Source organism: uncultured Mycobacterium sp., from assembly GCF_964249325.1.
GTDB lineage: Bacteria > Actinomycetota > Actinomycetes > Mycobacteriales > Mycobacteriaceae > Mycobacterium.
Genome location: NZ_CAXUCH010000422.1, coordinates 1 through 2,003 on the forward strand (window position 1 = coordinate 1; position 2,003 = coordinate 2,003).

Consider the following 2,003-nt stretch of genomic DNA (forward strand, 5'->3'; position numbering starts at 1 on the left):
AACACCACCTCGATGCTGGCCCGCGACCAAGCCGAAGCCGCCAAATGGGGCGGCTAGCCCCTAGGGCACAAGCATGATCGAGCCGACCGTCTTGCGCCCCTGTAGATCGCGGTGCGCCTGGACGGCGTCGGCCAGCGGATAGCGCCGACTCACGGTGACCCTGACCGAGCCGGCCGCGATCGCATCGAATAATTCGCCAGCGCGCCAAGCGAATTCCTGATCCGTGCGGGTGAAGTCGGCCAGCTTTGGGCGGGTCAGATACACCGACCCGGCGGCGTTGAGGCGCTGCGGGTCGACCGGGGCCACGGGTCCGCTGGCGGCGCCGAACAACGCCAGCGTCCCCCGCACGGCCAGGCTGGCCAGGCTGGCGTCGAACGTGCTGGCCCCCACTCCGTCGTAAACCGCGGCCACACCGGCCCCGTCGGTCAACTCCCGGATCCGTTTGCCGAATTCGTCGGTGTCGTCGGGGTACTCGAGCACCTCGCTAGCGCCCGCGTCCCGTGACAGCTCGGCCTTGTGCGGCGTCGACACCGTCGTGATCACCCGAACACCGAGGGCGGACGCCCACTGCGTCAAGATCAGGCCCACCCCGCCGGCGCCGGCATGTAACAACACGGTGTCCCCGGGCTGTGCCGGGTAAACGGACGTGATCAGGTAATGCGCCGTCAGCCCTTTCAACAGCGCCGAGGCGGCCACGTCGAAGTCCACTTCAGCGGGTATTTGTGCGACGAATCCGGCTGGGGCTGTGCTGAATTCGGCGTAGGCGCCCGACGCGGCCGCGGTCACCACCCGGTCGCCCACCCGCAGCGACGTCACACCGTCACCGACGGCGGCGATCGTCCCCGACACCTCCGTCCCGAGCACGAACGGCAACTCGTGGGGGTATTGCCCTGATCGGAAATAGGTGTCGATGAAGTTGACGCCGATCGCCTCGGCCTTGATCAACACCTCGCCCGATGCCGGGGAGGGCTGTGGCTTGTCGACATACCGCAGAACTTCTGGTCCGCCGAGTTCGGCGACTTCGATCGCGTGCATGCTGACTATCATCCGCAGATGTGGAGACCCCATGAAGCTGGCCCGCCCCGACGTCCGTCATCCCCGCATCGTGCTGGCCGGCGCCATCGAGGACGATGACGACGACGTGGGCTTGGTCGCCGCCCTACGCAAGCGAGGATTGCATGCGCAGTGGATGTCGTGGGATGCCCCGGCCACACTGGACGCCGACCTGGTCATTTTGCGGGCAGCACCCTCCGACCGGCTGGACGAGTTTTTGGCGTGGACAAAGCGAGTGCCGAACCTGCTCAACGCCCCGCATGTCATCGAGTGGAATGTCGACAAGCGATATCTGCGGGATCTTCAGCGAGCTGGCGTGCCCACAGTGACTGCCGCGCCCGGACCCGACACCACGGCGCTGGTCTTTCTCGGTGGCATGCAATCACACGCGTTCACCGGACACCAGCCTGTCGACGCGGATTTCGGGCTGTGGGATGTGGGTTATGCCGCGCTGCGCGCCGCCGCCGACAAGGCGGGCATCGAGGCGACGGAGTTGCTCTGTGCCCGTGCCGACGTCACCGGACGCCCCGACGACGCTCGGCTGGTGCGGCTCGACCTTGTCGCGCCCTCACTCGGTTGGCGGGTGTTGGACGACACCGCGCGCGGCGATCGGCAGCGGCAGTTCGCGCTGTGCGTCGAGTCAGCTCTGGAGCGGCTCGGGCTGGGCCCGCTCTCGCATCGACGCCCATAGCGCGGCGGTGGCCGCGGTGCACAACGCCGCGCCCGCCACATGCACGGCGACCAGCGCGGCGGGCACGCCGGTGAAGAACTGCACGGTCCCGACTACGGCTTGACAGCACACCAGCAGCACCAGCACGCCCAGCCGCAGCAACACCGGCCGCGGCGCGCGCACCGCGAGCAAGCCGAAACCGAGCCCTATCAACAGCCCCAGGTAAGCGACCAGCAGCGACGAAAGGATGTGCCCCAGCCTGGTGATCGGGACATCCAAC

Annotated in this window: 2 protein-coding genes and 1 pseudogene; 1 reads left to right on the forward strand and 2 read right to left on the reverse strand. The window is 67.8% G+C overall.

Going from position 1 to position 2,003, the window contains the following annotated elements; genetic code table 11:
- Positions 1 to 60: 60 nt before the first annotated feature.
- The gene (locus ACFE99_RS25410; protein ID WP_375489701.1) at positions 61 to 1,035 is read right to left on the reverse strand and encodes a quinone oxidoreductase; all 975 of its coding nucleotides are present in this window, start codon (positions 1,033 to 1,035) and stop codon (positions 61 to 63) included.
- A 31-nt stretch (positions 1,036 to 1,066) separates the two neighbouring features.
- Between ACFE99_RS25410 and ACFE99_RS25415 the strand changes: the two genes are divergently transcribed.
- Complete coding sequence (locus ACFE99_RS25415) at positions 1,067 to 1,744, forward strand: hypothetical protein (RefSeq protein ID WP_375489703.1); 678 nt, start codon at positions 1,067 to 1,069, stop codon at positions 1,742 to 1,744.
- On the opposite strand, the pseudogene ACFE99_RS25420 reads toward ACFE99_RS25415, so the two are convergent.
- Positions 1,694 to 2,003 (reverse strand): annotated as a pseudogene (locus ACFE99_RS25420) (heme A synthase); the annotation flags it as partial. The gene ACFE99_RS25415 and the pseudogene ACFE99_RS25420 overlap by 51 nt on opposite strands.